The organism is Salinibacter sp., assembly GCF_036626415.1.
GTDB lineage: Bacteria > Bacteroidota > Rhodothermia > Rhodothermales > Salinibacteraceae > Salinibacter.
Map to the genome: position 1 here is coordinate 1 of NZ_JAZKRW010000154.1, position 6,237 is coordinate 6,237.

Consider the following 6,237-nt stretch of genomic DNA (forward strand, 5'->3'; position numbering starts at 1 on the left):
GGTGCGCGTCGCTGATCGCGGCGCCGGTGCCGAGGAGGTGGAGGGCGGGCATGGCGGGTGGGTTGAGAGTTTAGCGTTGAGAGTTGGGGATTGGGCGTTGTGAGTTGAGGCATGATGGGAGGAAGGCGCTGTGGTCATGCTCTGTCGCAATCCTCCCCCCTCATTCGCTATCGAGAGCGCTGGATCGCAAACTCCGTAAGGCCGACGAGGGAGGCGCGCGCCTCGGACGGGCGAAGGGCCCCGAGCAGGGAGCGAGCCTCTGCCGCCAGCGACTCCATTTTGCGTCGCGCGTGCTCGATGCCGCCGTGCGTGTCTACGAAGTCCGCGATGGTGCGGAGGTCGTCGCGCGTCTTGTCGTCCCGGTCGACGATGTCGAGGATGCGCTTCTGCTTGCGTCGTCCCGCTTCGCGGAGCGACACGATGAGGGGCAGCGTCATTTTCTTTTCCTGCAGGTCGATCCCGATCGGCTTCCCGGCGTCCTCCACGCTGAAGTCGAAGAGGTCGTCCCGGATCTGGAAGGCGAGGCCCAGCGTCTCGCCAAACTGGTCCATGCGTTCGATCAGCGATTCGTCGTCGGTCACGCTGACAGCCCCGCTCTTGGTACAGGCGGAGATGAGGGAGGCGGTCTTGTCTGAGATGATGCGGAAGTACGTCTCCTCGTCGATGTCGAGCAGGCGCGACTTTTCGATCTGGAGCAGCTCCCCTTCGCTCATGCGGCGGACCGCGTCGGAGAGGGTGTGGAGGACGGAGTAGTCGTCGTGGTCGAGGGAGAGGAGCAGGCCGCGGCTCAGCAGAAAGTCGCCGAGCAGGACCGCGATTTTGTTTTTCCAGAGGGCGTTGATCGAAAACACCCCCCGTCGTTCCTCTGCGTCGTCCACCACGTCGTCGTGCACGAGGGTGGCGGTGTGCAGCAGCTCCACCAGGGCGGCGGCCCGGTGGGTTTGATCCGTCGCATTGCCGCCGCAGGCCTGGGCGGTGAGTAAGACGAGAAGGGGACGGATGCGCTTTCCCTTTTTCCAGAGCACATACTGGGTGATTTTGTCCAGCAGCATGTGGTCTGAGCGCATCGCCTCTCGAAAATACGAGCGGAAGGCCTCGAGGTCGTCCTCCACCGGCACGCGGATCTCGTCGAGCGTGGTGGGGACGGGCCGATCCAGGGCCAGCGGCTCTTCGTCGGCGCTGGAGGCATCGGCGGAGGCGCGGCCATTCGTGGCGGCGGACGAGGCGTCGGGCATTTGGGTTTTCAGTTTGGATTGAAAGCCTCGGTGGCCGTACGGGGCGGGGAGGGAAAGGTTTGGCGATTGATGGGGGGGCGGGGGGCGTGATGCGTGATCCGTGATGCGTGAAGTGCTACGAAGAGGGGCGTGGCGCATCCATCACGATTCGCGAACCACGATTCACTCACCCGAACTGATACGCCCGTTGCCGCAACAGGACGAGAAAGAAGGGCACGCCGCAGAGGGCCGTCAAGATGCCGACGGGGAGCTCCTGGCCCGGCAGCACTGTGCGGGCGGCGAGGTCGGCCCCGCACAGAAAAATGGCCCCGCCCACGAAGCTGAGGGGCACGAGGCGCCGGTGCGGCACGCCCGCGAGCAGACGCACGGCGTGCGGCACGATGAGGCCCACGAACCCGATGGCACCGGACACGGCCACCAGCGCGCCGGTCACGAGCGTTGCGAGCACGATGAGGCCTCGCTTGAGGGCTTCGACCGGCATGCCCAGGCTCTGGGCGGGCTCTTCGCCCACCAGCATCGCGTCGAGCGGGCGGGCGAGGATCAGCATCGCCGCGAGGCCGAGGGCCGTCACGACTGCCGGGATGGGAAGGAGGCCCCAGCGGGCTCCGCTCAGCGACCCGAGGAGCCAGAAGAGCACCGCCCGCAGCTTGTCGGGCTCGGGCGAGGAAAAGGTGACGAACGAGGTGATCGAGGCCATGAGGGCCGACATTGCCACCCCGGCCAACAACAGGCGGGCGACGGACACGCGGGGGCCGTCACGGGCCACCAGGTACACGATGGTGATGGACGCGAGTCCCCCCACGAAGGCCGCCGCCGGCATCGTCAGGGCCTTGCTTAAAAGGGGCGGGAGAAATCCGAGGTAGAAGAGCGAGGCCCCGGCCGAGGCCCCGCTGGAGATGCCCAGAAGGTAGGGCTCGGCGAGCGGGTTGCGCACGAGCGTCTGCATGGCCACCCCAATGATGGAAAGCCCGCCCCCCACGACACACGCCAGGACAGCCCGGGGGAGGCGCAGGTGCCACACGATGCGATCGACGGTCGGGTCCGGCGCGGCGCCGAGGCCAAGCAGGCGGTGGGCAAAGACCCGATACACATCGGTCCAGGCCGTCGTCGTGCTCCCCACCGTCACGGCCGCACCCACCGTCGCGGCCAGCATCGTTGCCAAGCCCAGTCCGACGAGCCACGGGCGCCTCATGGCGTCAACGGACCTGATGTCGAGGCAGTACGGACGGCGTCTGTGGAGGGGGGAAGGGACGAAAACCGTTTCGGATGCAGGTGTTGGGCCAGCAGACGAGCCCCTTCCAACACGCGAGGCCCGGGCCGGGCGATGAGGGAGGCGGGCACGCTGAGGACGCGGTCGTTCTGGAGGGCCGGCACCACGTCCCACGTCGGATGCAGGTCAAGCAGCCGGTCCGGATCATAGTCGGGCCCCCACAACCCAAGGATCACGTCCGGCTTTTCCTGAAGAACGTATTCGTCACTGAGCGTGGGGGCCTGGCTCACGATGTCGGCCGTAATGCTCGTTCCACCGGCCACCTCCACCAGGGTGTGCACGTAGCTCCCGCGCCCAAAGCTGTAGAGCGTATCGTCCCCGACCAGGACCAACACGCGGGGCCGCTGGGCGTCCGGAATGGAGTCGGTCCGGGCCCGAAGGGCATCGAGCGAGGACCGGAGCGCCGCGGCGCTGTCCCCGGCGGCGGGCTCGGTGTCCAAGAGGTGCCCCAGGGTTTCGATGCTCGTCAAAATATCGTCGAGCGACGTGAACGAGAAAAAGTAGAGGGGCAGGTCGAGGGCCTCGAACGTGTCTGTGTCGCCGGGGGCGTTGATCTGATCGGTGGCCAGCACGAGGTCGGGCTCCTGGGCCGTCACGGCCTCGAAGTCGACGGGCAGGGCGCTTACGCGGGGCAGGGTGTCGACCGGTGGAGGGTAGTCGCCCGAGGAGGTGACGGCGACCAGTTGACTCCCAGCGCCGGCGGCGTAGACGAGTTCGGTGAGGTTGGGCGCGAGGGAAATGACCCGCTGGGGGGAAGGGGTAAACGATACGGTCCGGCCCAGATCGTCGGTGACGGACCGAGAGGTGTCGCTGGGGGAGGGGTCTTCACAGCCGCCCGCCATCACAGCGAAGAGGAGCAGGAGGCCGAAGCAGCGGTGGGTCATGGGGGCAGCACGAGAGAAAAGACAAGGAGAACGATTCCTATACCGCGGAGCAGCAGAGGTGTTGGGGGCAGCCCGGACGCTCCCGTAGAGGCCAGGCAACACAGAATAGAAGAATCTCCCACGGCGTTGGACAGGGAGGAAGACGCTCTTTACATTACCTGTCTCTTCTCCGAAGCACAACTCAACGCCACAGGCGAATACGAGCACGGCCACCGCGATCCCTTACTGGTGCAGAGACCTATAGATTTTTATGAGCAAACGGATTTTTGTTGTCGACGACGAGCCGAAGATCGGAAACCTCTTCACCAACGTACTGGAGCGGGACGGCTACGACGTCCGTGCTTTCGTAAATCCCAACTCGTTCTTGGAGGCACTCGACGAGGGCAGTGAGGAGCCGGACGTGGTCGTGACGGACATGATCATGCCGGAGATGGACGGGGTGGAGCTCATGGAATGCTTGAGCGAGCGGGACCTCGACGTGCCCATCATCATCATGACGGCCCACTCTTCGGTGCAGACCGCCGTGGAGGCCATGCGGCAAGGGGCCTTCCACTACCTGGAGAAGCCGGTAAACCTGGAAGAGATGCGGGCGCTGCTCGAGAAGGCCATCGAGCTCTACGGGGCGCAGCAGGAGCTCAAGCAGATCAAGACCGAGAAGCAGAAGCAGTATCCCATCGAAGGGATCCTGGGAGAGAGCGACCCGATCGTGGAGGTGCGGGAAACCCTTGAGACGCTCTGTGAGACATCCAACACCACGGTGCTCTTTACCGGTGCAACGGGGACTGGGAAAAACCTGGCGGCCAAGACCCTGCACTACAACTCCTCCCGGGCCGAAGCGTCCTTTACCGACATTGACTGTGCCTCTCTCCCCGACAACCTACTCGAAGCCGAGCTTTTCGGCTACGAGGAGGGGGCCTTTACCGATGCGCGCGATTCGAAAGAGGGACTGATCGAGGTGGCGGACGGAGGGACGCTGTTCCTTGACGAGATCGATTCGATGAGCTTGGCCCTGCAGGCGAAGCTGCTCTCCTTTCTCGAAAGCCGCGAGTTCCGGCGCCTCGGCGGGGTGGAAGACAAAACTGCCGACGTGCGAATCCTGTGTGCTACAAACGCGAACCTTGAGAAAAGCGTGCAGGACGACAGCTTCCGGAAGGACTTGTTCTTCCGCATCAATGTTGTAAACGTTCAGATGCCCCGCCTTCGGACCATGGGGGACGACGTCCTGCTGATCGGGAAGCACATCGTGTCCGAGTTCAACCGCGAGTTCGGGAGCGATGTGAAGGGCTTCACGGACACGGCCAAGGAAAAGCTGCTGAACCACACCTGGCCTGGCAATGTCCGCGAGCTCCGAAACGTCATTGAACGGGCCATGATCTTCGTAGAAGGGGACCGGATCGAGGCGGACGACCTGACGCTGGCCCCGCCCAGCCGTCTCGATGGGCATGAGCAGCCTGTGGGCAACAATGGGTTTCAGTTTGCCCTGGGGCAGACGCTCAAGGACGTGGAGAAGGCGTACATCCGGCGTACGCTGGAGACGCGAACCGACGACAGCTACGCCGACATTGCCGACGACCTTGGCATCTCGAAGAAGACGCTGTGGGACAAGCGCAAGCGCTACGACCTCGACGAGGTCGTGGATCGGTAGATGCCCGGTCGGGATCGCTTTACGGCTCCACTCGTTTTGACACCTCCTGTTGAGATCCTTAACCCCTTCCACGCGACAGACGCTGCTCTCACATGCAACGGACGACCGATTACCGCCCGCCGCAGGTGCCCAGTGTCGACGAGGTGGCCGCCCAAGAGCGTGCCTCGCGCCTGGCCAGCCGCAGCATCAAACAGGAGGCGAAGGTGGAGGGCCTGAAGCGGCTCATCGCGATGCTCGACCTGACGACGCTGGAGGGCGCCGACACGCCGGGCAAAGTGAAGTCGCTCTGTCAAAAAGCCCGCACGCCGGACCCGGACCGCGACTATCCGTCCGTGGGCGCCGTCTGCGTGTACCCGCCGATGGTACCGGTGGCCCGCGAGCACGTGGCGGGCGCCGACATCAACGTGGCGTCGGTGGCCAGCTACTTTCCGAGTGGGCAGGCCGCGCTCGACGAGCGGGTGGAGGAGGTAGAGCGGGTCCGCGACGCCGGGGCCGACGAGATTGACGTAGTGCTCAACCGCAACGCCTTTCTGTCCGGTGAGCACGCGCGGGTCTACCGCGAGATCAGTGCGCTGGCGGAGGCCTCGGGGGACAAGCACCTAAAGGTGATCCTGGAAACTGGCGAGCTGGAGACCTACGACGCGGTCCGCCGTGCCAGCCGCATCGCGATGGACGCCGGGGCCGATTTCATCAAGACCTCGACCGGCAAGATCAAGCCCGCGGCCACAATGCCCGTGACGCTCGTGATGCTGGAGGCCATCCGGGACTACTACCGAGAGACGGGGCGCACGGTGGGAATGAAGCCGGCCGGCGGCATCCGAAAGGCCAAGCCCGCCCTGCGGTACCTCGTCATGGTGAAGGAGGTGCTCGGCGACGCGTGGCTCACGCCCGAGCGCTTCCGCATCGGGGCCTCCTCGCTCCTCAACGACCTGCTCTTGCAGCTGGAGAAGGAGCGGCACGGGCGGTATCACTCGAAGCGCTATCTGTCTTTGGGGTGACTCATTCGATTCCACTGATTTCGAATCATTCGACTGGAGCCCATGGCTGAACTAGAGGCCGCCCCCGGCACCGCCCGCGAGCTGCTCTTTGGCGACTCGTGGGAGTACGCCCCCGCGCCGCAGTCCGCCGACCACGTGCGCCTGGACGATCGCTACGGCGCGTTCGTCGACGGGCAGTTCCGCGACGCCGACGAGTACTTCCCGT

At 65.0% G+C, this 6,237-nt stretch carries 5 protein-coding genes; 2 read left to right on the plus strand and 3 right to left on the minus strand.

The features are described 5' to 3' along the window. Positions 1 to 167: 167 nt before the first annotated feature. The 3 genes from V5A20_RS12700 to V5A20_RS12710 form a co-directional block, all read right to left on the minus strand. Complete coding sequence (locus tag V5A20_RS12700; RefSeq protein ID WP_332316806.1) at positions 168 to 1,235, minus strand: polyprenyl synthetase family protein; 1,068 nt, start codon at positions 1,233 to 1,235, stop codon at positions 168 to 170. Positions 1,236 to 1,401: 166 nt separating this feature from the next. Further along, positions 1,402 to 2,427, minus strand: coding sequence for a FecCD family ABC transporter permease (locus V5A20_RS12705; RefSeq protein WP_332316805.1), 1,026 nt, complete (start codon positions 2,425 to 2,427; stop codon positions 1,402 to 1,404). Next, positions 2,424 to 3,389 carry an ABC transporter substrate-binding protein gene (locus V5A20_RS12710; RefSeq protein WP_332316804.1) on the minus strand — a complete coding sequence of 322 codons (966 nt, stop codon included), beginning with the start codon at positions 3,387 to 3,389 and terminating at the stop codon, positions 2,424 to 2,426. Before V5A20_RS12710 ends, V5A20_RS12705 begins: the two co-directional genes overlap by 4 nt. Positions 3,390 to 3,639: 250 nt before the next feature. On the opposite strand from V5A20_RS12710, the gene V5A20_RS12715 reads away from it, so the two are divergent. Together V5A20_RS12715 and deoC are read left to right on the plus strand one after the other, a co-directional pair. Then, positions 3,640 to 5,034: a sigma-54-dependent transcriptional regulator gene (locus tag V5A20_RS12715; RefSeq protein WP_332316803.1), complete on the plus strand. Its 1,395-nt coding sequence runs from the start codon at positions 3,640 to 3,642 to the stop codon at positions 5,032 to 5,034. 92 nt (positions 5,035 to 5,126) lie between these two features. Next, the gene (deoC, locus tag V5A20_RS12720; protein ID WP_332327491.1) at positions 5,127 to 6,032 is read left to right on the plus strand and encodes a deoxyribose-phosphate aldolase; all 906 of its coding nucleotides are present in this window, start codon (positions 5,127 to 5,129) and stop codon (positions 6,030 to 6,032) included. Positions 6,033 to 6,237 lie beyond the last annotated feature (205 nt).